At 50.2% G+C, this 24,155-nt stretch carries 39 protein-coding genes; 6 read left to right on the top strand and 33 right to left on the bottom strand.

Translation table 11 applies throughout. The features are described from left to right. Positions 1-14 precede the first annotated feature (14 nt). The 4 genes from fmt to mscL all read left to right on the top strand — a co-directional run bounded on the left by fmt (position 15) and on the right by mscL (position 4,256). A complete protein-coding gene (fmt, locus tag HV314_RS02170) occupies positions 15-962 on the top strand; it encodes a methionyl-tRNA formyltransferase (RefSeq protein ID WP_016154740.1) in 948 nt (315 codons plus the stop codon). A 51-nt stretch (positions 963-1,013) separates the two neighbouring features. After that, a complete protein-coding gene (rsmB, locus tag HV314_RS02165) occupies positions 1,014-2,303 on the top strand; it encodes a 16S rRNA (cytosine(967)-C(5))-methyltransferase RsmB (protein WP_181547223.1) in 1,290 nt (429 codons plus the stop codon). A gap of 21 nt (positions 2,304-2,324) precedes the next feature. Next, entirely contained in the window at positions 2,325-3,701 is a 1,377-nt protein-coding gene (gene trkA / locus HV314_RS02160) for a Trk system potassium transporter TrkA (RefSeq protein ID WP_003031153.1), read from the top strand. Between the two features lie 141 nt (positions 3,702-3,842). Next, positions 3,843-4,256, top strand: coding sequence for a large-conductance mechanosensitive channel protein MscL (gene mscL, locus HV314_RS02155; RefSeq protein WP_016154742.1), 414 nt, complete (start codon positions 3,843-3,845; stop codon positions 4,254-4,256). Here mscL and arfA read toward each other — a convergent pair. From arfA to HV314_RS01990, 33 genes are all read right to left on the bottom strand, one after another. Continuing rightward, positions 4,253-4,471 carry an alternative ribosome-rescue factor ArfA gene (gene arfA, locus HV314_RS02150; protein WP_016157605.1) on the bottom strand — a complete coding sequence of 73 codons (219 nt, stop codon included), beginning with the start codon at positions 4,469-4,471 and terminating at the stop codon, positions 4,253-4,255. The genes mscL and arfA overlap by 4 nt on opposite strands. A 56-nt stretch (positions 4,472-4,527) precedes the next feature. Then, positions 4,528-4,953: a Zn(2+)-responsive transcriptional regulator gene (gene zntR / locus HV314_RS02145; protein WP_181547221.1), complete on the bottom strand. Its 426-nt coding sequence runs from the start codon at positions 4,951-4,953 to the stop codon at positions 4,528-4,530. A 10-nt stretch (positions 4,954-4,963) separates the two neighbouring features. Next, positions 4,964-5,332, bottom strand: coding sequence for a DUF1992 domain-containing protein (locus tag HV314_RS02140; protein ID WP_047358917.1), 369 nt, complete (start codon positions 5,330-5,332; stop codon positions 4,964-4,966). Positions 5,333-5,438: 106 nt separating this feature from the next. Further along, positions 5,439-5,822, bottom strand: coding sequence for a 50S ribosomal protein L17 (gene rplQ / locus HV314_RS02135; RefSeq protein WP_001216370.1), 384 nt, complete (start codon positions 5,820-5,822; stop codon positions 5,439-5,441). A 40-nt stretch (positions 5,823-5,862) separates the two neighbouring features. Beyond that, positions 5,863-6,852 carry a DNA-directed RNA polymerase subunit alpha gene (locus tag HV314_RS02130; protein ID WP_003031139.1) on the bottom strand — a complete coding sequence of 330 codons (990 nt, stop codon included), beginning with the start codon at positions 6,850-6,852 and terminating at the stop codon, positions 5,863-5,865. A 25-nt stretch (positions 6,853-6,877) separates the two neighbouring features. Then, entirely contained in the window at positions 6,878-7,498 is a 621-nt protein-coding gene (gene rpsD / locus HV314_RS02125; RefSeq protein ID WP_003031138.1) for a 30S ribosomal protein S4, read from the bottom strand. 33 nt (positions 7,499-7,531) lie between these two features. Next, a complete protein-coding gene (gene rpsK, locus HV314_RS02120; protein WP_003031137.1) occupies positions 7,532-7,921 on the bottom strand; it encodes a 30S ribosomal protein S11 in 390 nt (129 codons plus the stop codon). A gap of 16 nt (positions 7,922-7,937) precedes the next feature. Beyond that, positions 7,938-8,294, bottom strand: coding sequence for a 30S ribosomal protein S13 (gene rpsM, locus HV314_RS02115; protein WP_003031135.1), 357 nt, complete (start codon positions 8,292-8,294; stop codon positions 7,938-7,940). Between the two features lie 146 nt (positions 8,295-8,440). Next, the gene (gene rpmJ, locus HV314_RS02110) at positions 8,441-8,557 is read right to left on the bottom strand and encodes a 50S ribosomal protein L36 (RefSeq protein ID WP_000868187.1); all 117 of its coding nucleotides are present in this window, start codon (positions 8,555-8,557) and stop codon (positions 8,441-8,443) included. A gap of 30 nt (positions 8,558-8,587) precedes the next feature. After that, positions 8,588-9,919, bottom strand: a complete 1,332-nt coding sequence (secY, locus tag HV314_RS02105) for a preprotein translocase subunit SecY (RefSeq protein WP_001118864.1) — start codon at positions 9,917-9,919, stop codon at positions 8,588-8,590. Positions 9,920-9,926: 7 nt separating this feature from the next. Beyond that, positions 9,927-10,361 (bottom strand): 50S ribosomal protein L15, encoded by a 435-nt coding sequence (rplO, locus tag HV314_RS02100; protein ID WP_003031132.1) that lies wholly within the window; start codon positions 10,359-10,361, stop codon positions 9,927-9,929. Positions 10,362-10,364: 3 nt separating this feature from the next. Beyond that, positions 10,365-10,544 (bottom strand): 50S ribosomal protein L30, encoded by a 180-nt coding sequence (gene rpmD, locus HV314_RS02095; protein WP_001140434.1) that lies wholly within the window; start codon positions 10,542-10,544, stop codon positions 10,365-10,367. Positions 10,545-10,547: 3 nt separating this feature from the next. Next, the gene (rpsE, locus tag HV314_RS02090; protein WP_003031131.1) at positions 10,548-11,051 is read right to left on the bottom strand and encodes a 30S ribosomal protein S5; all 504 of its coding nucleotides are present in this window, start codon (positions 11,049-11,051) and stop codon (positions 10,548-10,550) included. Between the two features lie 14 nt (positions 11,052-11,065). Beyond that, on the bottom strand, positions 11,066-11,419 hold the full coding sequence (rplR, locus tag HV314_RS02085; protein ID WP_000358960.1) for a 50S ribosomal protein L18: 354 nt from the start codon (positions 11,417-11,419) through the stop codon (positions 11,066-11,068). A gap of 9 nt (positions 11,420-11,428) precedes the next feature. Further along, the gene (rplF, locus tag HV314_RS02080) at positions 11,429-11,962 is read right to left on the bottom strand and encodes a 50S ribosomal protein L6 (RefSeq protein WP_003031129.1); all 534 of its coding nucleotides are present in this window, start codon (positions 11,960-11,962) and stop codon (positions 11,429-11,431) included. A gap of 12 nt (positions 11,963-11,974) precedes the next feature. Further along, positions 11,975-12,367 carry a 30S ribosomal protein S8 gene (gene rpsH / locus HV314_RS02075; RefSeq protein WP_003031127.1) on the bottom strand — a complete coding sequence of 131 codons (393 nt, stop codon included), beginning with the start codon at positions 12,365-12,367 and terminating at the stop codon, positions 11,975-11,977. 30 nt (positions 12,368-12,397) lie between these two features. Next, positions 12,398-12,703: a 30S ribosomal protein S14 gene (gene rpsN, locus HV314_RS02070; protein ID WP_003031125.1), complete on the bottom strand. Its 306-nt coding sequence runs from the start codon at positions 12,701-12,703 to the stop codon at positions 12,398-12,400. Between the two features lie 14 nt (positions 12,704-12,717). Then, positions 12,718-13,257 (bottom strand): 50S ribosomal protein L5, encoded by a 540-nt coding sequence (gene rplE / locus HV314_RS02065; RefSeq protein ID WP_003031123.1) that lies wholly within the window; start codon positions 13,255-13,257, stop codon positions 12,718-12,720. A gap of 14 nt (positions 13,258-13,271) precedes the next feature. Next, entirely contained in the window at positions 13,272-13,586 is a 315-nt protein-coding gene (gene rplX, locus HV314_RS02060; protein ID WP_003031122.1) for a 50S ribosomal protein L24, read from the bottom strand. Between the two features lie 10 nt (positions 13,587-13,596). After that, entirely contained in the window at positions 13,597-13,968 is a 372-nt protein-coding gene (gene rplN, locus HV314_RS02055; RefSeq protein ID WP_000613954.1) for a 50S ribosomal protein L14, read from the bottom strand. Between the two features lie 163 nt (positions 13,969-14,131). Continuing rightward, positions 14,132-14,386, bottom strand: a complete 255-nt coding sequence (rpsQ, locus tag HV314_RS02050) for a 30S ribosomal protein S17 (protein WP_003031120.1) — start codon at positions 14,384-14,386, stop codon at positions 14,132-14,134. Beyond that, positions 14,386-14,577, bottom strand: coding sequence for a 50S ribosomal protein L29 (rpmC, locus tag HV314_RS02045; RefSeq protein ID WP_000644742.1), 192 nt, complete (start codon positions 14,575-14,577; stop codon positions 14,386-14,388). The genes rpsQ and rpmC overlap by 1 nt, the downstream gene beginning before the upstream one ends. After that, entirely contained in the window at positions 14,577-14,987 is a 411-nt protein-coding gene (gene rplP, locus HV314_RS02040) for a 50S ribosomal protein L16 (protein WP_000941212.1), read from the bottom strand. Before rplP ends, rpmC begins: the two co-directional genes overlap by 1 nt. A 12-nt stretch (positions 14,988-14,999) precedes the next feature. After that, complete coding sequence (gene rpsC / locus HV314_RS02035) at positions 15,000-15,701, bottom strand: 30S ribosomal protein S3 (RefSeq protein WP_000529945.1); 702 nt, start codon at positions 15,699-15,701, stop codon at positions 15,000-15,002. A 17-nt stretch (positions 15,702-15,718) separates the two neighbouring features. Further along, positions 15,719-16,051 carry a 50S ribosomal protein L22 gene (gene rplV, locus HV314_RS02030; protein ID WP_000448832.1) on the bottom strand — a complete coding sequence of 111 codons (333 nt, stop codon included), beginning with the start codon at positions 16,049-16,051 and terminating at the stop codon, positions 15,719-15,721. Between the two features lie 14 nt (positions 16,052-16,065). Then, complete coding sequence (gene rpsS / locus HV314_RS02025; RefSeq protein WP_001138115.1) at positions 16,066-16,344, bottom strand: 30S ribosomal protein S19; 279 nt, start codon at positions 16,342-16,344, stop codon at positions 16,066-16,068. 16 nt (positions 16,345-16,360) lie between these two features. Next, entirely contained in the window at positions 16,361-17,182 is an 822-nt protein-coding gene (rplB, locus tag HV314_RS02020) for a 50S ribosomal protein L2 (protein WP_016154746.1), read from the bottom strand. A 17-nt stretch (positions 17,183-17,199) separates the two neighbouring features. Next, entirely contained in the window at positions 17,200-17,502 is a 303-nt protein-coding gene (gene rplW / locus HV314_RS02015; protein WP_000617546.1) for a 50S ribosomal protein L23, read from the bottom strand. Further along, positions 17,499-18,104, bottom strand: a complete 606-nt coding sequence (gene rplD, locus HV314_RS02010) for a 50S ribosomal protein L4 (RefSeq protein WP_003031119.1) — start codon at positions 18,102-18,104, stop codon at positions 17,499-17,501. Before rplD ends, rplW begins: the two co-directional genes overlap by 4 nt. Before the next feature lie 10 nt (positions 18,105-18,114). Further along, positions 18,115-18,744, bottom strand: coding sequence for a 50S ribosomal protein L3 (rplC, locus tag HV314_RS02005; protein WP_003031117.1), 630 nt, complete (start codon positions 18,742-18,744; stop codon positions 18,115-18,117). A 32-nt stretch (positions 18,745-18,776) separates the two neighbouring features. Further along, positions 18,777-19,088, bottom strand: a complete 312-nt coding sequence (gene rpsJ, locus HV314_RS02000; protein WP_001181005.1) for a 30S ribosomal protein S10 — start codon at positions 19,086-19,088, stop codon at positions 18,777-18,779. A 206-nt stretch (positions 19,089-19,294) separates the two neighbouring features. After that, positions 19,295-19,678 carry a hypothetical protein gene (locus tag HV314_RS01995; protein WP_181547219.1) on the bottom strand — a complete coding sequence of 128 codons (384 nt, stop codon included), beginning with the start codon at positions 19,676-19,678 and terminating at the stop codon, positions 19,295-19,297. Beyond that, a complete protein-coding gene (locus tag HV314_RS01990; protein ID WP_181547217.1) occupies positions 19,678-21,183 on the bottom strand; it encodes a peptidoglycan-binding protein in 1,506 nt (501 codons plus the stop codon). The genes HV314_RS01995 and HV314_RS01990 overlap by 1 nt, the downstream gene beginning before the upstream one ends. 166 nt (positions 21,184-21,349) lie before the next feature. Here HV314_RS01990 and gspC point away from each other — a divergent pair, with 166 nt between their 5' ends. Both gspC and gspD read left to right on the top strand, forming a co-directional pair. Next, entirely contained in the window at positions 21,350-22,147 is a 798-nt protein-coding gene (gene gspC, locus HV314_RS01985; protein ID WP_181547215.1) for a type II secretion system protein GspC, read from the top strand. Between the two features lie 17 nt (positions 22,148-22,164). Beyond that, positions 22,165-24,150 carry a type II secretion system secretin GspD gene (gene gspD / locus HV314_RS01980; protein WP_181547213.1) on the top strand — a complete coding sequence of 662 codons (1,986 nt, stop codon included), beginning with the start codon at positions 22,165-22,167 and terminating at the stop codon, positions 24,148-24,150. Positions 24,151-24,155: the final 5 nt, after the last annotated feature.

Here is a 24,155-nt window from a genome sequence, read left to right as displayed (position 1 = left end):
GGACAAGAATCAACGTGTCAGACTCACTACGTATTATTTTTGCGGGTACACCTGACTTTGCAGCGCGTCATCTCGACGCGCTGTTGTCTTCTGGACATAACGTCGTTGGCGTGTTTACCCAACCGGACCGCCCAGCGGGACGCGGTAAAAAGCTGATGCCCAGCCCGGTAAAAGTGCTGGCGGAAGAAAAAGGGATACCGGTTTTCCAACCAGTCTCTCTTCGTCCTCAGGAAAACCAGCAGCTGGTTGCTGATTTACGCGCAGACGTGATGGTGGTGGTAGCATATGGTCTGATTCTGCCAAAAGCCGTACTGGAAATGCCGCGTCTGGGTTGTATCAACGTTCACGGTTCCCTGCTTCCACGCTGGCGTGGCGCAGCCCCAATCCAGCGCTCACTGTGGGCAGGCGACGCCGAAACTGGTGTGACCATCATGCAGATGGATGTTGGCCTCGACACCGGTGATATGCTGCTTAAGCTGTCCTGCCCGATAACTGCAGAAGATACCAGCGGTTCGTTATACGATAAGCTGGCAGATTTAGGACCTCAGGGGCTGATTGAAACGCTAAAACAGCTGGCGACTGGCACCATAAAACCCGTTGTACAAGATGAATCACTGGTTACGCATGCAGAAAAACTCAGCAAAGAAGAGGCCCGTATCGACTGGTCGCTTTCAGCCGCTCAGTTGGAACGCTGCATCCGCGCCTTTAACCCGTGGCCAATGAGTTGGCTTGAAATCGACGGCCAGCCAGTGAAAGTCTGGCAAGCTACGGTTATTACAGCGAACACACAGGCCGCACCAGGCACTATTCTTGAGGCGACAAAACAGGGTATCCAGGTCGCAACGGGCGACGGCATCCTGAATCTCGTCTCTTTGCAACCTGCCGGTAAAAAAGCCATGAGCGCGCAGGATCTGCTTAATTCGCGCCGGGAATGGTTTGTTCCCGGTAACCGTCTGGTATGACGGTTCATCTCTTTAAGCCCGGTATCTCCGGGCATTTTTATTTTTGCGCTTATGAAAAAACATCTTAATTTACGCAGTATGGCGGCCCAGGCCGTCGAACAGGTTGTCGAAAAGGGACAATCATTAAGCAACGTGCTGCCCGCCATGCAGCAAAAAGTTGCCGATAAAGACAAAGCACTGTTGCAGGAGCTTTGCTTCGGCGTGTTGCGTACACTCTCCCAACTGGAGTGGATGATCCAGCAGTTGATGGAACGTCCAATGACGGGCAAACAGCGCACTGTTCACTATCTGATCATGGTGGGCTTCTACCAACTGCTGCATACTCGTATTCCACCGCATGCTGCTTTGGCAGAGACCGTAGAAGGTGCAGTCGTTATTAAGCGTCCGCAGCTTAAAGGGCTGATCAACGGCGTGCTGCGCCAGTTTCAGCGCCGTCAAGAAGAGCTACTGGCTGAATTCTCTCAAAGCGATTTACGTTTCTTACACCCCTCCTGGCTGGTGAAACGTATTAAGACCGCTTATCCGCAGCAGTGGGAAGCCATTCTTGAAGCCAATAACCAGCGACCGCCGATGTGGTTACGTGTCAATCGTAACCATCATACGCGCGATGCCTGGCTGGACCTGCTGACCGAATCGGGATTAACCGGTTTCCCGCATCCAGATTACCCGGATGCAGTGCGTCTGGAAACGCCAGCTCCTGTGCACGCCCTCCCAGGTTTTGATGAAGGCTGGGTAACCGTCCAGGATGCTTCCGCTCAAGGATGCATAAACTATCTGTTGCCGGAGGACGGTGAACAGATCCTCGACCTATGCTGTGCGCCGGGGGGCAAAACCACTCACATTCTGGAAGTTGCTCCGCACGCTAACGTAATGGCTGTCGATGTTGATGAAAAACGCTTATCGCGCGTTTTCGACAATCTAAAACGTCTGGGTATGAAGGCAACCGTAAAACAGGGGGATGGCCGCTATCCACAGCAGTGGTGCGGTGAACAACAGTTTGACCGTATTTTGCTGGACGCTCCGTGCTCTGCCACCGGAGTGATCCGTCGCCATCCGGATATCAAATGGCTGCGTCGCGACCGGGATATTGCTGAACTTGCCCAGCTGCAGGCTGAAATCCTGAATGCAACCTGGCCACATCTTAAAACTGGCGGCACGCTGGTTTATGCAACCTGCTCTATCCTGCCAGAAGAAAACCAACAGCAAATTGCCGCCTTCCTTGCGCGCACGCCAGATGCGGTATTAAGCGTAACCGGTACGCCGGAAAAACCTGGACGTCAGAATTTACCGAGTGCGGAAGATGGTGATGGCTTCTTTTACGCTAAGCTAATCAAAAAGTGATGAGATAACGGGTCGCGACTGATGAAAATTATCATTCTGGGCGCAGGGCAAGTTGGCGGTACGCTGGCTGAAAACCTGGTCGGAGAGAACAACGATATCACGGTAGTCGATACCAATGGTGAGCGCCTGCGTAGCCTGCAGGACAAGTTTGATCTCCGTGTCGTGCAAGGGCATGGTTCGCATCCCCGCGTTCTACGTGAAGCCGGTGCCGACGATGCCGATATGCTGGTTGCCGTAACCAGCTCAGATGAAACAAATATGGTTGCCTGTCAGGTAGCTTATTCACTGTTTAACACGCCTAATCGCATCGCTCGTATTCGTTCACCGGATTACGTTCGTGATGCGGACAAGCTATTTCAATCTGATGCGGTGCCTATCGATCACCTGATTGCGCCTGAGCAACTGGTTATCGATAGCATTTATCGCCTGATTGAATATCCAGGCGCATTGCAGGTAGTGAATTTTGCCGAAGGAAAAGTCAGCCTGGCCGTGGTGAAAGCCTATTACGGTGGGCCGCTGATTGGTAATGCGCTGTCGACAATGCGTGAGCACATGCCACACATCGATACCCGCGTTGCGGCGATTTTCCGTCATGACCGACCGATCCGTCCGCAAGGTTCTACCATTGTTGAAGCGGGTGATGAAGTTTTCTTCATCGCGGCCTCGCAGCATATTCGCGCCGTAATGAGCGAATTACAGCGTCTGGAAAAGCCTTACAAACGCATTATGTTAGTGGGCGGTGGTAATATTGGAGCCGGGCTGGCACGGCGGCTGGAAAAAGATTACAGCGTTAAACTGATTGAACGTAATCAACAGCGTGCATCCGAGCTTGCAGAGAAACTGCAAAATACGATCGTCTTTTTTGGTGATGCCTCGGATCAAGAGCTGCTGGCGGAAGAACATATCGATCAAGTTGATCTGTTCATTGCGGTAACCAACGATGATGAAGCGAATATCATGTCGGCGATGCTTGCGAAACGGATGGGCGCCAAGAAAGTGATGGTGTTGATCCAACGCAGAGCATACGTCGATCTGGTACAAGGCAGCGTGATCGATATTGCGATTTCACCGCAGCAGGCAACCATCTCTGCGCTGCTCAGTCATGTGCGTAAAGCGGATATTGTTGGTGTATCTTCACTGCGCCGTGGCGTCGCGGAAGCCATTGAAGCCGTTGCACACGGTGATGAAACGACGTCACGGGTTGTGGGTCGCTCAATTGATGAAATTAAACTTCCACCAGGAACCATTATTGGCGCCGTTGTGCGTGGTAACGATGTGATGATTGCCAATGATAACCTGCGTATTGAACAGGGCGATCACGTAATTATGTTCCTGACAGATAAAAAGTTTATTACCGACGTCGAGCGACTATTCCAGCCAAGTCCGTTCTTCCTGTAATAATTTGGGCGCTGAAACTGCGCCTAAGTTATTTCCCTTTATTTTTCATGGTTTAATAAATTTCTATTTAGGTAATACATAAATGGAAATTGCCTAAACATTTGTTAAACTTATAAACGTCAGCTGCATAGGGAGAATAAGATGAGCATTATTAAAGAATTTCGCGAATTCGCGATGCGCGGGAATGTTGTCGATTTGGCAGTGGGTGTCATTATTGGTGCGGCATTTGGGAAGATTGTTTCATCACTGGTTGCCGATATCATCATGCCGCCGCTGGGGTTGTTAATTGGTGGAATTGATTTTAAACAGTTTGCTTTAACACTACGTGATGCACAGGGAGATATCCCTGCAGTCGTTATGCATTACGGTGTATTTATTCAGAATATCTTTGATTTCGTTATTGTTGCGTTTGCTATCTTTATGGCAATCAAGCTGATCAACAAACTGAACCGTAAAAAAGCGGAAGAGCCAGCAGCACCGCCGGCGCCATCGAAAGAAGAAGTATTGCTGAGTGAAATTCGTGACCTGCTGAAAGAACAGAATAACCGCTCTTAAGCACTCACTGAAACAAGAAGGCCAGTGGTAAAAAAGTGAATGACTTTCTTGCCACTGGCCTCCCAGTTACCCCGGTTACCATGTTTACCTTTACGTAGATAACTTCCTTTCCCTTTCTTATTTTTCTCAACGCGCTGCCTGAACAGTGGGTCATGTAGAAGCGCCTCAATGGCGTTATCTTTTATCTGCCCTTTAGTGTGCTGATAACGACTCATAATACCTCCAGTTGTCGTAATTTACGCCGCGAGTGTAGACCTGACCGTTCAATAAATCAACAGCATGATGGTGATCCACTGGCGCCTTGCTCAAGTGCTTCAAGGATAGAGCAGTACACGCTGCTGTGTGCCTTGCCACAACACGCGTCATTCAATCGCTGCAGCGACCGTTGCATCGCCTGAAGCTCAGCTATTCTCGCTTCCACTTCCTGCAATCTTTCCTGGACGATCCCTTTTGATTCCTGGCAGGTATGGTGTTCGGGATCGATGCGGATCGAAAGCAGTTCGCGGATCGATTCCAGAGTGAAACCAAGCTGACGGGCATAGCGAATAAACTTTAGACGCTGAAGATCGCTTTCCGTATAGAGACGAAACCCGCCTTCTGTACGTATTTCATGTTCCATCATCTGCTGCTTTTCATAGTAGCGGATAGTATCAGGCGTCACGTCAGCCAGTTTCGCTAATTCACCAATACGGTACATGCTATCTCCGCTATTCGTCGTTGATCTTCTGTAGCAGCTTATCTGCGTATTCACCGTGTAAAAACTCGGTGCTGAGTCCAGCTTGCCGAAGTTTCAGTTCCAGTAGTGACAGTCTTCGACTCACTTCCTGATAATGGGGATCATCTTTGCGGATCCCTGCAAGTATTTCAAGCAGCTGTATTGCCTCTCTGCGCTGCTCTAGCTCAGCAGGAAGACATCCAGCATTTTTTAATAAACGGAATCCGGCTCGAAGTTCAGGCGGAATGTGGGAATCATCATCAAGAACCAACGGTTCTCCTGTACCAGGCAAACCATCAAACTCACCTTTAGACTGTGCATCAATAATATGGCGCTCTGCCCACTGGTCCAGTAACCACATACAACACTCCAGTGATGAACAAAAAGAGTACAGATATTGTAGGTAAGTGGGGATATGACGGATATAAAAAAACCCGCCGAGGCGGGTTTTTTTACGTTACTACAGATTACTCTGCAGCAGCTTCTGTTTTCTCTGAACGATCAACCAGCTCGATGTATGCCATCGGCGCGTTGTCGCCTGCACGGAAGCCACACTTCAGAATGCGAGTGTAACCACCGGCGCGGCTCGCGAAACGCGGGCCCAGTTCGTTAAACAGTTTTGCCACGATCTCGTTATCACGAGTACGGGCGAATGCCAGACGACGATTAGCTACGCTATCAGTCTTGGCAAGAGTAATCAGCGGCTCAACTACGCGACGCAACTCTTTCGCTTTCGGCAGAGTCGTCTTGATGATTTCATGACGAACCAGTGAACCTGCCATATTGCGGAACATAGCCTGGCGATGGCTGCTGTTGCGGTTCAGTTGACGACCACTCTTACGATGGCGCATGACCTTATCCTTCTCAGTAAAACCTTAACCTGTGATCCGGTTACTCGTCAGCGATGCTTGCCGGTGGCCAGTTTTCCAGGCGCATGCCCAGAGACAGTCCACGGGAAGCCAGCACGTCTTTAATCTCAGTAAGAGATTTTTTACCAAGGTTAGGCGTCTTAAGAAGCTCAACCTCAGTACGCTGTACCAGATCACCGATATAGTGGATAGCTTCTGCTTTGAGGCAGTTAGCAGAGCGGACAGTCAATTCCAGATCGTCAACAGGGCGCAGCAGGATCGGATCGAATTCTGGTTTCTCTTCTTTAACTTCCGGCTGACGTACATCACGTAAGTCAACGAAAGCTTCAAGTTGTTCAGCCAGAATGGTTGCCGCACGACGAATCGCCTCTTCAGGATCGATTGTGCCGTTGGTTTCCATTTCGATGACCAGCTTGTCCAGGTCGGTACGCTGTTCTACACGCGCTGCTTCAACATTGTAGGCAATACGCTCTACAGGGCTGTAGCATGCGTCGACCAGCAGACGGCCGATTGGGCGCTCATCTTCTTCCGAATGAATTCGGGTAGAAGCCGGCACATAACCACGACCGCGCTGAACTTTGATACGCATGCTAATAGATGCATTCTCATCGGTCAGGTGGCAGATCACGTGCTGTGGCTTGACGATTTCGACATCACCATCATGGGTAATGTCGGCTGCAGTCACAGGGCCAATGCCAGATTTATTCAAGGTAAGAATAACGTCATCTTTACCCTGAACTCTCACCGCCAGCCCTTTCAGGTTGAGCAGGATTTCCAGGATATCTTCCTGAACGCCTTCTTTGGTGCTGTACTCATGTAGTACACCATCAATCTCAACCTCGGTCACCGCGCAACCCGGCATCGATGAGAGCAGAATACGGCGCAGTGCGTTACCCAAAGTATGGCCAAAGCCACGCTCTAAAGGCTCAAGGGTCACCTTGGCGTGCGTCGAACTCACTTGCTCGATATCTACCAGGCGCGGTTTTAGAAACTCTGTCACAGAACCCTGCATTGTGTCCTCTCTTTGGTACTAAGCTTTACTTGGAGTAAAGCTCGACGATCAGGTGTTCGTTAATGTCCGCAGACAGATCAGAACGCTCCGGCTTACGCTTGAACGTACCTTCCATCTTGCCAGCATCAACTTCCAGCCAGGTTGGCTTTTCACGCTGCTCAGCCAGCTCCAGAGCGGCTTTCACGCGAGACTGCTTCTTCGCTTTCTCACGAATGCTAACAACGTCATTCGGACTAACCTGATAAGAAGCGATGTTAACAACACGACCGTTTACCATAATTGCTTTATGGCTGACCAGCTGACGTGCTTCTGCACGAGTGGCACCGAAGCCCATACGGTATACAACGTTGTCCAGACGACCTTCCAGCAGACCCAACAGGTTTTCACCGGTGTTGCCTTTCAGACGTGCTGCTTCTTTGTAGTAGTTACGGAACTGACGCTCCAGCACACCGTAGATACGGCGAACTTTTTGCTTTTCACGCAACTGCACACCATAGTCAGACAGACGCGGTTTACGCGCACCGTGCTGGCCAGGAGCTTGTTCAATTTTACACTTGGTATCGATCGCGCGAACGCCAGACTTAAGGAATAAGTCAGTGCCCTCACGACGGCTCAGCTTGAGCTTAGGACCCAAATATCTTGCCATTTTCTTTCTCCAACAATCCTAGAAACGACAGCGTTATACGCGACGTTTTTTCGGCGGACGACAACCGTTATGAGGGATCGGAGTCACATCAGTAATATTAGTGATGCGGAAACCAGCGGCGTTCAGAGCACGAACAGTAGATTCGCGACCTGGACCCGGTCCTTTGACCATAACTTCCAGATTCTTGATACCGTATTCTTTTACAGCTTCAGCGCAACGCTCTGCTGCAACCTGAGCTGCAAACGGAGTGGATTTGCGAGAACCACGGAAACCGGAACCACCGGCTGTTGCCCAACCCAGTGCGTTACCCTGACGATCAGTAATGGTAACGATGGTGTTGTTAAAAGAAGCATGGATATGAGCCACGCCGTCAGAGACTTGTTTTCTTACACGTTTACGTGCACGAATTGGTGCCTTTGCCATTATTCAATCACCCCGATTATTTCTTGATCGGTTTGCGCGGACCCTTACGGGTACGTGCGTTGGTCTTGGTACGCTGACCGCGAACCGGGAGACCACGACGATGACGCAAACCGCGATAGCAACCAAGGTCCATAAGGCGCTTGATGCTCATGCTAACTTCACGGCGCAGATCACCTTCAACGACAAATTTGGCAACTTCGTCACGCAGCGTGTCGATTTGTTCTTCAGACAGCTCACTGATCTTAACATCTTCAGCGATACCCGCGGCAGCCAGAATGGCTTTAGAACGGGTCTTGCCGACGCCGTAGATCGAAGTTAATGCGATCACAGCATGTTTCTGATCAGGAATGTTAATGCCTGCTATACGGGCCACTATGCACTCCTACTATTTAATATGTACGCACCATGCTGAAAAGCCCGTTTTCAGGATACTCAAATGGAAACGCACAGACATACAAAAGATTGGCTGGCTAATCTAGCCAGCTCAACCCAACTTTGCAAGAAAAATATGCGAATAAATCAGCCTTGGCGCTGTTTATGCTTCGGCTCGGCACTGCAAATCACACGGATGACACCATCACGCTTAACGATTTTGCAGTTACGGCATAATTTCTTGACGGAAGCACGAACTTTCATTTTTACTCTCCGTAACTTCTCGGGCGACTGTTAACGGCCGTAGCCTTTCAGATTCGCCTTCTTCAATGCAGACTCGTACTGACTTGACATCATCAGAGTTTGCACTTGAGCCATAAAGTCCATAATCACGACAACAACGATAAGCAGTGAGGTCCCACCGAAGTAGAACGGTACTTTCATTGCATCACGCATGAACTCCGGGATCAGGCAGATAAAGGTAATGTAGAGCGCACCAACCAGAGTCAGGCGGGTCATTACTTTATCGATATACTTCGCCGTTTGCTCTCCCGGACGAATTCCTGGTACAAATGCACCGGACTTCTTCAGGTTATCTGCTGTTTCACGCGGGTTGAAAACCAACGCCGTGTAGAAGAAACAGAAGAATATGATTGCAGACGCATAGAGTAACACATAAAGCGGTTGCCCAGGCTGCAAATACAGCGAAATTGTTGTCAGCCAGTTCCAACCAGTCCCGCCCCCGAACCATGACGCGATGGTCGCTGGGAACAGAATAATACTGGAAGCGAAGATTGCCGGGATTACCCCCGCCATATTCACTTTCAGCGGTAAATGTGTGCTCTGTGCAGCATAGACACGACGACCTTGCTGACGTTTCGCGTAGTTTACCACAATGCGGCGTTGACCACGCTCAACAAATACAACAAAGAACGTCACTGCAAATACTAATACTGCAACCAACAGCAACACGAGGAAGTGCAGGTCGCCTTGACGCGCTTGCTCGATAGTATGGGCAATGGCTGGCGGGAGTCCCGCGACAATACCGGCGAAGATAATGATTGAGATACCGTTGCCGATACCACGTTCAGTAATCTGTTCGCCCAACCACATCAGGAACATCGTCCCTGTAACCAGACTTACAACAGCGGTGAAATAGAATGCAAAGCCTGGATTCATTACCAGGCCCTGCATACCAGGCATATTCGGCAGACCGGTAGCAATACCGATCGACTGGAATATTGCCAGCACCAGAGTACCGTAGCGGGTGTACTGGCTGATCTTACGACGACCAGACTCCCCTTCTTTCTTAATTTCTGCCAGCGTTGGATGAACCACCGTCAGCAGCTGGATAATAATCGACGCCGAAATATACGGCATGATCCCCAGAGCAAAGATAGAAGCACGGCTGAGAGCACCACCAGAGAACATGTTAAACATTTCAATGATGGTGCCTCGCTGTTGCTCAAGCAGTTTGGCAAGTACAGCGGCATCAATACCAGGGATCGGAATGAAAGAGCCAATACGGAACACAATCAGCGCGCCGATTACAAACAGCAGTCTGCGTTTCAGCTCGCCTAAGCCACCTTTGGCACTTTGAAAATCTAATCCCGGTTGTTTAGCCATCTGCTACTTATTCCTCGATTTTACCGCCAGCAGCTTCGATAGCAGCACGAGCGCCTTTAGTAACACGCAGGCCACGAACAGTTACCGGAGTAGTGACTTCACCAGCCAGAATCACTTTCGCGAACTCGATCTGGATACCGATAATGTTAGCTGCTTTCAGCGTGTTCAGGTCTACAACACCGCCTTCAACTTTAGCCAGATCAGACAGACGAACTTCGGCTGTAATCGCTGCTTTACGTGAAGTGAAGCCGAATTTCGGCAGACGACGGTACAGAGGCATCTGACCACCCTCGAAACCGCGACGTACGCCACCGCCAGAACGAGACTTCTGACCTTTGTGACCACGACCACCGGTTTTACCGAGGCCAGAACCGATACCACGACCCAGGCGGCGAGCCGCTTTTTTAGAGCCTTCGGCCGGAGACAGAGTATTTAAACGCATCTCTTACTCCTCAACTTTAACCATGAAGGAAACCGCGTTGACCATACCACGAACAGCAGGAGTATCCTCGCGCTCTACGGTGTGACCAATACGACGCAGACCCAGGCCAAGCAGCGTTGCCTTATGTTTCGGCAGACGACCGATTGCACTGCGGGTTTGAGTAATTTTAATAGTCTTTGCCATGGTTTATTTCCCCAGAATTTCTTCAACGGATTTACCACGCTTGGCAGCGACCATTTCCGGAGATTTCATATTTTCCAGGCCATCGATAGTTGCACGAACCACGTTAATCGGGTTAGTAGAACCATACGCTTTAGCCAGAACGTTACGAACTCCAGCGACTTCCAGAACGGCGCGCATTGCACCACCGGCGATGATACCGGTACCTTCGGAAGCCGGCTGCATGAATACACGAGAACCCGTGTGAGTACCCTTAACCGGGTGCTGCAGGGTGCCGTGGTTCAGCGCGACGTTAATCATATTGCGACGGGCTTTTTCCATCGCTTTCTGGATCGCTGCTGGAACTTCACGCGCTTTACCGTAACCAAAACCAACGCGACCGTTACCATCACCAACTACAGTCAGAGCTGTGAAGGAGAAAATACGACCACCTTTAACGGTTTTAGATACGCGGTTAACCGCGATCAGCTTTTCCTGCAGTTCGCCAGCTTGTTTTTCGATGTGAGCCATCTTACACCTCTACCTTAGAACTGAAGGCCAGCTTCACGGGCAGCATCTGCCAGTGCCTGGACACGACCATGATATTGGAACCCGGAACGGTCAAAAGAAACATCTTTGATGCCTTTTTCCAGAGCGCGTTCAGCAACAGCTTTACCTACAGCTGCAGCAGCGTCTTTGTTACCGGTGTACTTCAATTGTTCAGCGATAGCTTTTTCTACAGTAGAAGCAGCTACCAGAACTTCAGAACCGTTCGGTGCAATTACCTGTGCGTAAATATGACGCGGGGTACGATGTACCACCAGGCGAGTTGCGCCCAGCTCCTGGAGCTTGCGGCGTGCGCGGGTCGCACGACGGATACGAGCAGATTTCTTATCCATAGTGTTACCTTACTTCTTCTTAGCCTCTTTGGTACGCACGACTTCGTCGGCGTAACGAACACCCTTGCCTTTATAAGGCTCAGGACGACGGTAGGCGCGCAGATCTGCTGCAACCTGACCGATCAGCTGTTTATCAGCGCCTTTCAGCACGATTTCAGTCTGAGACGGACATTCTGCAGTAATACCCGCAGGCAGCTGATGGTCAACAGGGTGAGAGAAACCTAAAGCCAGGTTTACTACATTCCCTTTAACCGCTGCACGATAACCTACACCAACCAGCTGTAGCTTCTTAGTGAAGCCTTCGGTAACACCGACAACCATTGCATTCAGCAGGGCACGCGCGGTACCAGCCTGAGCCCATCCATCTGCGTAACCATCACGCGGACCGAAGGTCAGTGCATTATCTGCATGATTTACTGCAACAGCATCGTTGAGAGTACGAGTCAGCTCGCCGTTTTTACCTTTGATCGTAATAACCTGACCGTTGATTTTTACGTCAACGCCGGCAGGAATAACGACCGGTGCTTTAGCAACACGAGACATTTTTTCCTCCGATTAGGCTACGTAGCAGATAATTTCGCCACCAAGACCAGCCTGGCGCGCTGCACGATCAGTCATAACACCTTTAGAGGTAGAAACAACTGCGATACCCATGCCAGCCATAACTTTCGGCAGCTCGTCTTTACGCTTATAAATGCGCAGACCTGGGCGACTGACACGCTGAATGCTTTCTACAACAGCTTTACCCTGGAAATACTTAAGAGTAAGTTCCAGTTCCGGCTTGGTGTCGCCTTCAACTTTAAAATCTTCAATAAAACCTTCTTCCTTCAGCACGTTGGCAATTGCCACTTTCAGCTTGGAGGAAGGCATGGTGACCGCAGCTTTATTCGCGGCCTGACCGTTACGGATACGGGTCAGCATATCCGCGATCGGATCTTGCATGCTCATCTGTCTTTACTCCCGTGATTCAATTGGTAATTACCAGCTAGCCTTTTTCAAGCCTGGTACTTCACCGCGCATAGCGGCTTCACGCAGTTTGATACGGCTCAACCCGAACTTGCCCACATAGCCATGCGGACGACCTGTTTGACGGCAGCGGTTACGCTGACGGGACGGGCTGGAATCACGCGGCAGAGACTGCAGCTTGAGAACTGCGTTCCAACGATCTTCGTCGGTCGCGTTCACATCAGAGATAATAGCTTTCAGTTCAGCGCGTTTTGCGAAGTACTTATCAGCTAAAGCTACGCGCTTTACTTCGCGTGCTTTCATTGATTGCTTAGCCATTCAGTAACCCTACCTTACTTGCGGAACGGGAAGTCAAAGGCAGCCAGCAGAGCACGGCCTTCTTCATCAGATTTCGCAGTAGTGGTAATGGTAATATCCAAACCACGCACGCGGTCGACTTTATCGTAGTCGATTTCTGGGAAGATGATCTGCTCACGGACACCCATGCTGTAGTTACCACGACCGTCGAAAGACTTAGCGGACAAGCCACGGAAGTCACGGATACGTGGAACAGCAATAGTGATCAGGCGCTCAAAGAACTCCCACATGCGTTCGCCACGCAGAGTTACTTTACAGCCGATCGGATAGCCCTGACGGATTTTGAAGCCTGCAACTGATTTGCGTGCTTTGGTGATCAGCGGTTTTTGACCGGAGATTGCTGTCAGGTCAGCTGCTGCGTTATCCAGCAGTTTCTTGTCAGCGATCGCTTCACCAACACCCATGTTCAGGGTGATCTTCTCGACCCGAGGGACTTGCATGACAGAATTGTAGTTAAACTCAGTCATGAGTTTAGCGACTACTTCGTCTTTGTAGTAATCATGCAGTTTCGCCATCGTACTACTCCAAATTACTTGATAGTTTCGCTGTTAGATTTAAAGAAACGGACTTTTTTGCCGTCTTCGAATCTAAAGCCTACACGGTCAGCCTTGCCGGTTGCCGCGTTGAAGATAGCAAGGTTAGAGATCTGAATAGCTGCTTCTTTCTCTACAATGCCGCCTGGTTGGTTCAGGGCCGGAACCGGCTTCTGATGTTTCTTAACCAGGTTGATACCTTCAACAATGACCTTGCCGGAAGACAGGACATTCTTAACTTTACCGCGTTTACCTTTATCTTTACCGGTTAACACGATAACTTCGTCATCACGACGGATCTTCGCTGCCATGATTCGCTCCTTAGAGTACTTCTGGTGCCAGAGAGATAATTTTCATGAACTTCTCGTTACGAAGTTCACGAGTTACCGGCCCAAAAATACGCGTACCGATAGGTTGCTCGCTGTTATTGTTTAAAATAACGCATGCATTACCATCGAAGCGAATGACAGAACCGTCCGGGCGACGAACACCCTTCTTGGTGCGCACCACTACCGCCTTCAGCACATCACCTTTTTTGACCTTACCACGCGGAATTGCTTCCTTGATGGTGATCTTGATGATATCGCCGACGCCTGCGTAGCGACGGTGCGAGCCACCCAGAACCTTGATACACATTACGCGACGTGCACCGGAGTTGTCGGCGACGTTCAGCATAGTCTGTTCTTGGATCATTTTAGTGCTCCGCTAATGTCAACTACTACTGAGACCCGAAAATCAGGTCGTTAAAAAAGCCCCATATCGGGGGCGCGGCATTATAACACCGCTTCAACGATATGGGTAGAAAAAATAAACGGCTCATCGCTGAGCCGTTTATTCGTTGAGAATGCCTACTGTATTACAGAACGGCTTTCTCTACAACGCGAACCAGCGTCCAGGACTTAGTCTTGGACAGCGGACGGCATTCGCGGATTTCAACCACGTCACCAGTACCGCATTCGTTGTTCTCGTCATGTACGTGCAGTTTGGTCGTACGCTTAATGAATTTACCGTAGATCGGGTGTTTCACAAAACGTTCGATAGCAACAACGATGGATTTCTCCATTTTATCGCTAACAACGCGACCTTGCAGAGTACGGATTTTATCGGTCATTACGCACCCGCCTTCTCAGTCAGTAAAGTCTTAACGCGTGCGACATCACGACGCACTTGCTTCAACAGGTGAGACTGTTGCAGCTGGCCACTTGCAGCCTGCATACGCAGGTTGAACTGCTCACGCAGCAGATTCAGCAGCTCGGTGTTCAGCTCTTCAACACTCTTCTCACGCAGCTCTTTTGCTTTCATTACATCACCGTCTTAGTTACAAAGGTGGTTTTAATCGGCAGTTTCGCTGCTGCCAGCTTGAATGCTTCACGGGCCAGCTCTTCCGGTACGCCGTCCATTTCATACAGGACTTTACCCGGCTGAATCAAGGCAACCCAATACTCCACGTTACCTTTACCTTTACCCATACGCACTGCCAGCGGCTTTTCAGTGATCGGTTTGTCCGGGAATACACGGATCCAGATCTTACCTTGACGCTTAACTGCACGGGTCATAGCACGACGTGCTGCTTCGATCTGACGGGCAGTCAGACGACCACGGCCAACAGCTTTCAGACCGAAGCTGCCGAAGCTAACATCCGTACCCTGCGCCAGACCGCGGTTACGGCCTTTGTGCATTTTACGGAATTTTGTACGCTTTGGTTGTAACATCAGCGACGCTCCTTATTTACGGCCTTTACGCTGCTGCTTTTTAGGTTGCGCAGCCGGTTTTTCCGGTTGTTCAACAGCAGCCATACCACCCAGGATCTCGCCTTTGAAGATCCACACTTTAACGCCGATTACACCGTAAGTGGTGTGCGCTTCAGAGGTGTTGTAGTCGATGTCAGCACGCAGAGTGTGCAGAGGTACGCGACCTTCGCGGTACCATTCGGTACGTGCGATTTCCGCGCCGCCCAGACGGCCGCTAACTTCAACTTTAATACCTTTAGCGCCCAGACGCATTGCGTTCTGTACAGCACGCTTCATAGCACGACGGAACATAACACGACGTTCCAGCTGAGAAGTGATGCTGTCAGCAACCAATTTTGCATCCAGTTCAGGTTTACGCACTTCGGCGATATTGATCTGAGCAGGAACGCCAGCAATATCCGCTACGACTTTGCGCAGTTTTTCTACGTCTTCACCTTTCTTACCAATAACGATACCCGGGCGAGCGGTGTGAATGGTCACACGGATGCTCTTAGCCGGACGCTCGATAACGATACGAGATACAGACGCTTTAGCCAGTTCCTTAGTCAGGTACTGACGTACTTTAAAATCGCTGTCCAGGTTGTCAGCGAATTCTTTGGTGTTCGCAAACCAGGTTGAGTTCCATGGTTTTACAATACCCAGGCGAATACCATTAGGATGTACTTTCTGACCCATTGCTAGTCTCCAGAGTCTCAGCGATCGGACACAACCACAGTAATGTGGCTGGTGCGCTTCAGGATGCGATCTGCACGACCTTTTGCACGCGGCATAATGCGCTTCATGCTCGGGCCTTCGTCTACGAAAATTTTCGTAACTTTCAGATCGTCAATGTCAGCGCCATCGTTGTGTTCAGCGTTAGCAATGGCAGATTCCAGGACTTTCTTGACCAGTACAGCCGCTTTCTTATTGGTGTAGGTCAGAATATCCAGAGCCTGCGACACTTTCTTACCGCGAATCAGGTCTGCAACAAGGCGAACCTTCTGAGCAGAAGAACGAGCATGGCGATGTTGAGCTAAAGTTTCCATCTCTTCCTCCTACCTTATTTCTTCTTCGCTTTTTTATCAGCAGCATGGCCGCGATAAGTACGAGTCGGTGCGAATTCACCCAGTTTGTGACCGACCATTTCGTCGGAAACAAATACCGGAACGTGCTGACGACCATTATGGACAGCGATGGTCAAACCGATCATGTTAGGAAAGATCGTTGAACGACGGGACCAAGTGCGCAGGGGCTTCTTGTCTCCGCTTTCCACCGCTTTCTCTACCTTCTTCAGCAAGTGCAGGTCAATAAAAGGACCTTTCTTGAGAGAACGTGGCATGGCTTATCCTCTAAAATTATTTGCTACGGCGACGTACGATGAATTTATCAGTACGCTTGTTGCTGCGGGTCTTCTTACCTTTGGTCTGAACGCCCCACGGAGTTACCGGGTGCTTACCAAAGTTACGACCTTCACCACCACCATGTGGGTGGTCGACTGGGTTCATCGCAGTACCGCGAACGGTAGGACGAACACCACGCCAGCGTGCAGCACCTGCTTTACCCAGAACGCGCAGCATATGCTCAGCATTGCCAACTTCGCCCAGAGTTGCACGGCAGTCTGCTTCGACTTTACGCATTTCACCAGAACGCAGACGCAGGGTGACATAAGCACCATCGCGAGCAACGATCTGAACGTAAGTACCAGCGGAACGTGCCAGCTGACCGCCTTTACCTGGTTTCATTTCTACGTTATGAACGGTAGAACCAACCGGGATATTGCGCATCGGCAGGGTGTTACCTGCTTTGATTGCAGCATCAACGCCAGATTGAACCTGGTCGCCAGCTTTCAGGCCTTTAGGGGCCAGGATGTAACGGCGTTCACCGTCTTTGTACAGAACCAGCGCGATGTTCGCGGAGCGGTTCGGATCGTACTCAAGACGTTCAACAACTGCCGGGATACCGTCTTTGTTGCGTTTGAAGTCAACAATACGATAAGCCTGCTTGTGACCACCACCGATGTGACGAGTGGTGATGCGGCCATTGTTGTTACGACCACCGGATTTGCTGTTTTTTTCAACCAGCGGAGCAAAAGGTTTGCCCTTGTGCAGCTCTGGGTTGACCACTTTAACAACGTGGCGACGACCCGGAGATGTCGGTTTACATTTAACAACTGCCATTGTATTACTCCTCCGACTTACTCAGCGCCGCCGACGAAGTCCAGATTCTGGCCTTCCTTCAGGGTGACGTAAGCTTTTTTCCAGTCGCTACGACGACCGATACGCTGTCCGTGACGTTTAACTTTCCCTTTAACTACCAGGGTGTTAACGACTTCGACTTCGACTTCAAACAGTTTCTGCACAGCAGCTTTGATTTCTGCTTTGGTCGCGTCTTTAGCAACTTTGAGAACGATGGTGTTAGTTTTTTCCATCGCAGTAGACGCTTTTTCAGAAACGTGCGGTGCGCGCAGCACTTTCAGCAGACGTTCTTCACGAATCATGCCAGCATCTCCTCAACTTGCTTAACAGCATCAGCAGTCATTACGACTTTGTCGAAGGCGATCAGGCTAACCGGGTCGATACCAGTTGCATCGCGTACGTCAACCTTGTGCAGGTTGCGCGCAGCCAGGAACAGGTTTTCGTCCAGCTCACCGGTGATGATCAGCACATCTTCCAGAGCCATGTCTTTCAGTTTCTGTGCCAGCAGCTTAGTTTTAGGCGCTTCTACAGAGAATGATTCGACAACGATCAGACGATCCTGACGTACCAGTTCGGACAGAATGCTTTTCAGCGCGCCGCGGTACATCTTTTTGTTAACTTTTTGACTGTGGTCCTGTGGACGAGCAGCGAAGGTCACGCCACCTGAACGCCAGATCGGGCTCTTGATAGAACCTGAACGCGCACGGCCGGTACCTTTCTGGCGCCACGGCTTTTTGCCTGAACCAGTTACTTCAGCACGAGTCTTCTGAGCACGAGTACCCTGACGAGCACCAGCTGCATAAGCAACAACAACCTGGTGAACCAGCGCTTCGTTGAAATCACGACCGAAGGTAGTTTCGGAAACAGTCAGCGCGCTCTGCGCGTCTTTCAATACTAATTCCATTGCTATCCCCTTACGCCTTCACAGCTGGTTTAACGATCAGGTCGCAACCGGTCGCACCCGGAACACCACCTTTAACCAGCAGCAGGTTGCGCTCAGCGTCAACACGTACTACGTCCAGGCTCTGAACGGTTACACGTTCGTTGCCCAGCTGACCTGCCATTTTCTTGCCTTTAAACACTTTGCCCGGAGTCTGGTTCTGACCGATAGAACCCGGAACGCGGTGGGACAAGGAGTTACCGTGAGTAGCGTCCTGGGTACGGAAGTTCCAGCGCTTAACGGTACCAGCGAAACCTTTACCTTTAGAGGTACCGGTTACGTCAACTTTTTTAACGTCAGCAAACAGTTCAACGCTAATGTTCTGACCAACGGTGTATTCTTCACCATCTGCCAGGCGGAACTCCCACAGGCCGCGGCCAGCTTCTACGCCAGCTTTAGCAAAGTGACCAGCTTCCGGCTTAGTTACGCGGTTAGCTTTTTTAGCACCGGTGGTAACCTGAACAGCGCGATAGCCATCGTTAGCCAGATCTTTAACCTGAGTAACGCGGTTTGCTTCAACTTCGATAACGGTTACTGGGATAGATACGCCATCTTCAGTGAAGATGCGGGTCATACCCACTTTTTTACCGACTAAACCAATCATTGTATCAACCTCTCAATCGCTCGATGACCTGATTAACCCAGGCTGATCTGCACGTCTACACCGGCAGCCAGGTCCAGACGCATCAGAGCATCAACGGTTTTTTCAGTTGGCTCAACGATGTCAACCAGACGCTTGTGAGTACGGATCTCGTACTGATCACGCGCGTCTTTGTTGACGTGCGGGGAGATCAGAACGGTGAAACGCTCTTTGCGGGTCGGCAGCGGGATCGGACCACGAACCTGCGCACCAGTGCGCTTGGCAGTCTCGACGATTTCCGCGGTTGATTGATCGATCAGACGATGATCAAACGCTTTCAAACGGATACGGATTCTTTGGTTCTGCATGAGACCAGAGCTCCAATTATTTTATAGACGAAATAGTTACTCCTCAAACCCATTACGATTGATGGGAGAGTGTAACCGTTCTTACGTAGCCCCCTGATTGGGAGCGTTGTTGACGGTAAACCGCCACAGTTCATATCGAACTACCCGTCAGATTTGACAGGCTGGCGTATTATACGTATAGCCGGTACGGATGCAAGTGATTATGGCTATTTGCCATCGATTTCTCTCAGCGCTTGTTGCACACGTGAGCGCAATACTTCGCCATCCGGCGCTTCCTGCCCGGATGCTTCATCATAGGGTATCTCTTCCAACATACTGCCACCCTCTTCGTTCTGGGTGGGTAAATCGATGCGTATCGGCAGAGGTTTCCGCTTAAAAATGTAATGCACATCCGAGAGTCGATACGCCTGAGAATCGGGCACTCCCTGCGTGGTGGTTGTCGGATGGCGCACCAACCAGACATAATGTCCGTAGTAGCCGCACATTAGCATCAGGCTGACCCACAACAGCCAGCAACAGGAATGCAGCGCCTGCCGCCAGCGGCAACTCAACACTGTTTTCGCATCAATGGGTTGATAGATGTGCATCATCACACACGCTCCTTAGATGACACATGTGTGAGCACCTCATTGATTAATACCGGCGCGTCTCCAAGACTCTGACGTAGCCTTATCAGCGTCTCTTTTCCCGGCTTACCATCCACAGGCAAATTCTCCCGCTGCTGGAATGCTTTGACCTTTTCGATTAACCATGGCGTCCATGAGCCTGATTTATCGCCGGGAACACCCAGCGCGCGGCTCAGCATCGTATCAAACCAGATGATGGTTTCCGCCGGACTCTTGTCACCGATCTGCATTTTCCTGTCAGGCGTTAAATTGAGTATCAGGGTATAATTTCCCTGCCAGTGCTTCGCCAGCCACTCCTGACTGATGATCCAGGTTTTATTATCAATGATAAGATCCAGCTCGTTTCCTGATACACGCATCACAACACCGTAGACCGGTTGTTTATCGATATTCAAATGCGCGATCCACGGCAACCCGCGCCTGATGAGGTTATCTAAACGTTCCTTGCCGCTTTCGCACACCAACTCAGCGCGATCGGCCTGGTCACACCATGCCTCGTCATGCGCTGTGTCGAATCCCCAGACGCTGAATAATTGCTGCATGGCGTCGCGTAATCCTCCCCGTGCATCGCTAATATCCGGCAGGTTTTCCTTTTTTTGCGTCATCGCCACCGTTAACCCGGCAGGCACAGGAAGTTGAAGGGGAAAAACATCGACCGCCAGCCAGCCGAACGTCAAAGCCAGCGCAGCGTAAAGTCCGGGCAATATTCCCTTGCGCAATACGCAAGAGCGGATAGTAAATGTTTCCAGCAACAATTTTTCCTGTTGAGCGGTTAACACATCCGCTTGCCTGTCCGTTGCCATTTTTCTCGCCGCCCGGGCGATGCGCCTCAGCAACGCCAGGTTTCCCTGCACTGCCCGAACCGCTTTGCGCACAAATTCATGACGCATCCGCACAGGCTCGCCATCCGCCTCACACAGTTGCTGTTGATGCATAAAATCAAGATATTCATCGTCCGTCGACGCAGCGATGATCGCCGATAGCGTAACACGCCGTTTAAGTCGTCGGTTACGCCTGAGCGCTTCGCCCCCCACCAGTAGCAAGCTGGCGCCAGCGTCAAATGAAGCCGCCAGATGACGGAAATTATCGACAAATGCCGGAAGGTGTCTGGCGAGTGCGTCAGCATTATCAATGACAATTATTATTGGTTGCGCTGCCGGACTAAGGGCAGGCATCAGCGTTGACCAGAAACGGTTAATTCTCACATCTCGCCAGTCTGGCTGGAGTTTTCCGTGCGTACACGCCGTGTGTGTCAATTGACAGAAACCAGAGAAACCAGTGGCGGTAAACACCACTACCCTGCCGGGAAAATTCTTACCTAACTGATAAATAAGCGTCGATTTACCACACCCCGGTTTGCCGCATAATACGCCCACATCGCCAGCGCCCAGCTCATGAATAAAGATATTCTTGATAAGGGTATGTTGCGAAAAAGAGTAAATTGCATACGGTAATTCGCGTTCAGTCATCGATAAGTTCCAGTAATTGATGCGGGCATTTAACTCATTATATGTCAGGTAAATATTATCAATTTTTTATATTTGAATTAAACGACATGTTCCGACGATTAAATTGAAAACCTGAAAGTAAGCCTATATCATGCTTCTCCCGAAAAGAACAGGCATGCTATTAACAATGGATGTTATCGCAAAGCAATTTACCTTTATATTTAAGAGAAAGCGTAACGATGTGCTGTACTGCGTTATGTTTTTTGTCGGTGCCATTGTTATTATTCATTCGTTATATGCCTATAGATTATTTATTGATTCGACCAATACGAAAAACAAAACCAGTCACTCAATAACGTCCGCTGCCCTCAGGCTGCCAATGAATTTACCAAAAAATAGTAGGAAAAATGCGACTAACAATAAGGAAGATGTTTCAATTAAAAATTCGATGCTCAATCTCCAGCTAAATGGCATTATTGCGAGCACGCTAAAAACACGTTCACAGGCTATTATCACCATTAATGAGAAAGCAAGATTTTACAGTACCGGAGATAAGCTTGACGATCTCCCTGACGTAAAAATTACGGATATTGATAATAATAGCGTGACGATTGATAACAATGGCTCCCGGCAACGCATCGCTTTTATTGATGAGCCTGATATATCCTCCAGAGCACCGGCACCATCGCTGCCACATGACAGCGCGCCACATTCCCTCAGCGACATTATTATTACTAACTTTATCTATCAGCAGGAAGCGCTACAGGGCGTCAGATTAAACGCCCGTGGTCCGATTAAACGTTTTATAGCAACCGGACTCCGGCCTGGCGATATTGCGATCAAAATGAACAACCATCCGCTAACTCAGGAAGCATCAGCAAAAGCGGCACTACAGGAATTTGTTACCTTAAACTCTGCCCAGTTCACCGTAATACGAAACGGTCAGGAAGCGCTGGTGAATGTATCCGTTACTGAGAAAGATTAACCTTAAGGACGACAAAATTGTGCAAAGGAATTAAAAAAACGGCTGCATGGATACTGGCGCTACAGTTTTGCTCCTTTCCATTTCAAACCATGTCAGCGCAATATTCGGCAAACTTCCAGGATGCGGATCTCCGGGAGTTTATTACCTCGGTCAGTAAGCAAATGGGCAAAACCATTCTGATCGATCCGTCCGTCCAGGGAAAAATCTCCGTTCGCAGCTTTGACAGTTTCAACGAGGAGGAATACTACCAGTTTTTTCTCAGCGTTCTCGATATCTACGGCTACTCGGTTATCACCCTGGATAACGGCCTGCTGAAGGTTGTTCGCTCCGCAACGCTTAAGACCGCGCCAGGAAAAGTATTGGCACAGTCGCAACCGGCGGTCGGCGATGAATTTATCACCCGCGTCGTGGCGCTGAAAAATGTCCCGGTACGCGATCTGGCTCCGCTATTACGCCAGATGATGGACAGCGGCGGCATTGGCAACGTCGTACACTATGATCCTTCTAATGCGCTGTTGATCACCGGTAAAGCCAATATAGTCAATCGCATCCTTGAGGTTGTGAAAAAGGTCGATGTTATCGGTACTCAGGAACGTGAGCTTATCAAACTGCGCTACGCCTCGGCAGTTGATTTATCTGACGTAATTAACAGCCTGATTCGCGAAGAGTCAAAGGAAAACCCAACGCAGATCCTGCTGCCTAAAATTGTCGCCGACAAGCGCACCAACGCCCTTCTTATCAGCGGGCCGGACAATGTGCGCCAGCGGATGAAATCTTTAATCGCTAAACTGGATATCGAACAGACCACGCAGGGCAATACTCGCGTGTTCTATTTGAAATACGCCAAAGCCACTAAAATCGTTGAAGTGCTGACCGGCGTGTCAACCAAACTGACGGAAGACAAGCAGTCGTCTTCGCAGAGCGTGGCTACCCCTTCCCGGGATGTCTCGATTAACGCCGATGAACAAACCAACTCGGTGGTCATTACCGCAGACCAGAGCACCATGCAGGAGCTGGAAAAAGTCATCGCTCGTCTGGATATTCGCCGCGCACAGGTACTGGTTGAAGCCATCATTGTGGAAGTCCAGGATGGCAACGGCCTGAATCTTGGCGTGCAGTGGGCCAACAGCAACGTCGGCGGTCAGCAGTTTACCAAAACGGGGCTGCCGATTTTCGACGCATCAAGAGGCGCGCGCCAGTTTGATAAAAATGGTTCGATGACCAGCGACAACCCTATCGCCAGCGCGTTAAGCAGTTTTAACGGCCTGGCGACGGGCTTCTTTGAGGGGGACTGGAGCGTCCTGCTCACCGCGATCTCCTCCGACAACAAAAACGATATCCTCGCCACCCCCAGCATTGTGACGCTGGATAACAAAGAAGCGTCGTTTAATGTCGGCCAGGATGTGCCAGTGCTGTCCGGCTCGCAAACAACCTCCGGCGACAACGTTTTTAATACGGTCGAACGTAAAACCGTCGGCACCAAACTGAAGGTCACACCGCAAATCAACGAAGGCGACGCGGTGCTGATGGAGATCGAGCAGGAGGTGTCGAGCGTCGATACCGCTTCAGGTAACGCCAGCGATCTCGGTCCGACATTCAACACCCGTACTATCCAGAATGCCGTGCTGGTCAAAAGCGGCGAAACCGTGGTGCTGGGTGGCCTGCTGGATGATTCAAGCAAAGAGCAGGTTTCCAAAGTACCGCTGCTGGGCGATATCCCTGTTCTCGGACAGCTATTCCGCTACACCTCAACGGAAAATGCGAAGCGTAATTTGATGGTCTTTATCAGGCCGACCATTATTCGCGACGACGAGGTTTATCGTTCGCTCTCAAAGGATAAGTACACCCGATTTCGTGATTTACAGCAGCAGCGTATTGATAAGCAATCCAGTGGATTGGTCGGCGTGAAGGACGAAGAACGCCCGATGCTTAAAGAGCTGAATTTCGATGTGCCGACCGACGCGCCCAACAGCCAGCCATCGCGCAATCCCTTCCGGGAATGATCCAA

This window comes from Citrobacter sp. RHBSTW-00887, from assembly GCF_013728095.1.
GTDB lineage: Bacteria > Pseudomonadota > Gammaproteobacteria > Enterobacterales > Enterobacteriaceae > Citrobacter > Citrobacter braakii.
This window is presented reverse-complemented; position numbering and strand designations above follow the sequence as displayed.

What these genes read in the sequence shown, in the direction of transcription:
- rsmB (WP_181547223.1), top strand. Translation starts at nt 1,014, where the DNA reads ATGAAAAAACATCTTAATTTACGCAGTATGGCGGCCCAGGCCGTCGAA.
- trkA (WP_003031153.1), top strand. Translation starts at nt 2,325, where the DNA reads ATGAAAATTATCATTCTGGGCGCAGGGCAAGTTGGCGGTACGCTGGCT.
- mscL (WP_016154742.1), top strand. Translation starts at nt 3,843, where the DNA reads ATGAGCATTATTAAAGAATTTCGCGAATTCGCGATGCGCGGGAATGTT.
- arfA (WP_016157605.1), bottom strand. Translation starts at nt 4,471, where the DNA reads ATGAGTCGTTATCAGCACACTAAAGGGCAGATAAAAGATAACGCCATT.
- zntR (WP_181547221.1), bottom strand. Translation starts at nt 4,953, where the DNA reads ATGTACCGTATTGGTGAATTAGCGAAACTGGCTGACGTGACGCCTGAT.
- HV314_RS02140 (WP_047358917.1), bottom strand. Translation starts at nt 5,332, where the DNA reads ATGTGGTTACTGGACCAGTGGGCAGAGCGCCATATTATTGATGCACAG.
- rplQ (WP_001216370.1), bottom strand. Translation starts at nt 5,822, where the DNA reads ATGCGCCATCGTAAGAGTGGTCGTCAACTGAACCGCAACAGCAGCCAT.
- HV314_RS02130 (WP_003031139.1), bottom strand. Translation starts at nt 6,852, where the DNA reads ATGCAGGGTTCTGTGACAGAGTTTCTAAAACCGCGCCTGGTAGATATC.
- rpsD (WP_003031138.1), bottom strand. Translation starts at nt 7,498, where the DNA reads ATGGCAAGATATTTGGGTCCTAAGCTCAAGCTGAGCCGTCGTGAGGGC.
- rpsK (WP_003031137.1), bottom strand. Translation starts at nt 7,921, where the DNA reads ATGGCAAAGGCACCAATTCGTGCACGTAAACGTGTAAGAAAACAAGTC.
- rpmJ (WP_000868187.1), bottom strand. Translation starts at nt 8,557, where the DNA reads ATGAAAGTTCGTGCTTCCGTCAAGAAATTATGCCGTAACTGCAAAATC.
- secY (WP_001118864.1), bottom strand. Translation starts at nt 9,919, where the DNA reads ATGGCTAAACAACCGGGATTAGATTTTCAAAGTGCCAAAGGTGGCTTA.
- rplO (WP_003031132.1), bottom strand. Translation starts at nt 10,361, where the DNA reads ATGCGTTTAAATACTCTGTCTCCGGCCGAAGGCTCTAAAAAAGCGGCT.
- rpmD (WP_001140434.1), bottom strand. Translation starts at nt 10,544, where the DNA reads ATGGCAAAGACTATTAAAATTACTCAAACCCGCAGTGCAATCGGTCGT.
- rpsE (WP_003031131.1), bottom strand. Translation starts at nt 11,051, where the DNA reads ATGGCTCACATCGAAAAACAAGCTGGCGAACTGCAGGAAAAGCTGATC.
- rplR (WP_000358960.1), bottom strand. Translation starts at nt 11,419, where the DNA reads ATGGATAAGAAATCTGCTCGTATCCGTCGTGCGACCCGCGCACGCCGC.
- rplF (WP_003031129.1), bottom strand. Translation starts at nt 11,962, where the DNA reads ATGTCTCGTGTTGCTAAAGCACCGGTCGTTATTCCTGCCGGCGTTGAC.
- rpsH (WP_003031127.1), bottom strand. Translation starts at nt 12,367, where the DNA reads ATGAGCATGCAAGATCCGATCGCGGATATGCTGACCCGTATCCGTAAC.
- rpsN (WP_003031125.1), bottom strand. Translation starts at nt 12,703, where the DNA reads ATGGCTAAGCAATCAATGAAAGCACGCGAAGTAAAGCGCGTAGCTTTA.
- rplE (WP_003031123.1), bottom strand. Translation starts at nt 13,257, where the DNA reads ATGGCGAAACTGCATGATTACTACAAAGACGAAGTAGTCGCTAAACTC.
- rplX (WP_003031122.1), bottom strand. Translation starts at nt 13,586, where the DNA reads ATGGCAGCGAAGATCCGTCGTGATGACGAAGTTATCGTGTTAACCGGT.
- rplN (WP_000613954.1), bottom strand. Translation starts at nt 13,968, where the DNA reads ATGATCCAAGAACAGACTATGCTGAACGTCGCCGACAACTCCGGTGCA.
- rpsQ (WP_003031120.1), bottom strand. Translation starts at nt 14,386, where the DNA reads ATGACCGATAAAATCCGTACTCTGCAAGGTCGCGTTGTTAGCGATAAA.
- rpmC (WP_000644742.1), bottom strand. Translation starts at nt 14,577, where the DNA reads ATGAAAGCAAAAGAGCTGCGTGAGAAGAGTGTTGAAGAGCTGAACACC.
- rplP (WP_000941212.1), bottom strand. Translation starts at nt 14,987, where the DNA reads ATGTTACAACCAAAGCGTACAAAATTCCGTAAAATGCACAAAGGCCGT.
- rpsC (WP_000529945.1), bottom strand. Translation starts at nt 15,701, where the DNA reads ATGGGTCAGAAAGTACATCCTAATGGTATTCGCCTGGGTATTGTAAAA.
- rplV (WP_000448832.1), bottom strand. Translation starts at nt 16,051, where the DNA reads ATGGAAACTTTAGCTCAACATCGCCATGCTCGTTCTTCTGCTCAGAAG.
- rpsS (WP_001138115.1), bottom strand. Translation starts at nt 16,344, where the DNA reads ATGCCACGTTCTCTCAAGAAAGGTCCTTTTATTGACCTGCACTTGCTG.
- rplB (WP_016154746.1), bottom strand. Translation starts at nt 17,182, where the DNA reads ATGGCAGTTGTTAAATGTAAACCGACATCTCCGGGTCGTCGCCACGTT.
- rplW (WP_000617546.1), bottom strand. Translation starts at nt 17,502, where the DNA reads ATGATTCGTGAAGAACGTCTGCTGAAAGTGCTGCGCGCACCGCACGTT.
- rplD (WP_003031119.1), bottom strand. Translation starts at nt 18,104, where the DNA reads ATGGAATTAGTATTGAAAGACGCGCAGAGCGCGCTGACTGTTTCCGAA.
- rplC (WP_003031117.1), bottom strand. Translation starts at nt 18,744, where the DNA reads ATGATTGGTTTAGTCGGTAAAAAAGTGGGTATGACCCGCATCTTCACT.
- rpsJ (WP_001181005.1), bottom strand. Translation starts at nt 19,088, where the DNA reads ATGCAGAACCAAAGAATCCGTATCCGTTTGAAAGCGTTTGATCATCGT.
- HV314_RS01995 (WP_181547219.1), bottom strand. Translation starts at nt 19,678, where the DNA reads ATGATGCACATCTATCAACCCATTGATGCGAAAACAGTGTTGAGTTGC.
- HV314_RS01990 (WP_181547217.1), bottom strand. Translation starts at nt 21,183, where the DNA reads ATGACTGAACGCGAATTACCGTATGCAATTTACTCTTTTTCGCAACAT.
- gspC (WP_181547215.1), top strand. Translation starts at nt 21,350, where the DNA reads ATGGATGTTATCGCAAAGCAATTTACCTTTATATTTAAGAGAAAGCGT.